This window comes from Cupriavidus sp. SIMBA_020, from assembly GCF_046535395.1.
Taxonomy (GTDB): Bacteria; Pseudomonadota; Gammaproteobacteria; order Burkholderiales; family Burkholderiaceae; genus Cupriavidus; species Cupriavidus campinensis.
This window is the reverse complement of sequence record NZ_JAWRWU010000687.1, coordinates 1-268: the sequence shown is the minus strand read 5'-3', so window position 1 is coordinate 268 and position 268 is coordinate 1. Positions and strand designations below refer to the sequence as shown.

Sequence of the window (268 nt, the reverse complement as noted above, 5' to 3'; positions counted from 1 at the left end):
CCTCACACCCTGGCCGTACGGCCAACGTCGCATCGACGCGTGAAAGCCGGCGCAGTCGGGACGGCATCGCAGCGGCAAGCGGCACGCGAAACCCCGGCCGCGCACGCAAAAGCACGTATCATGAGGCTTTCAACGTCCTGCCTTGCCGGTTTGCGCGCGTGGCGTCCGTCTTCCGCGCGACCGTGCGCCGCCCTGTGTTTTCGTCCGCCCATACAGCCTTCATGGCTGCTTTTTCGTCTTACGCATGATCGACCATCTCATCTGCGAC

1 protein-coding gene is annotated in these 268 nt (G+C 64.2%); it reads left to right on the top strand.

Going from position 1 to position 268, the window contains the following annotated elements:
* Positions 1-248: hypothetical protein (locus SB751_RS31070; protein WP_410749152.1), on the top strand; the 248-nt coding region annotated here is incomplete at its 5' end.
* Positions 249-268: the final 20 nt, after the last annotated feature.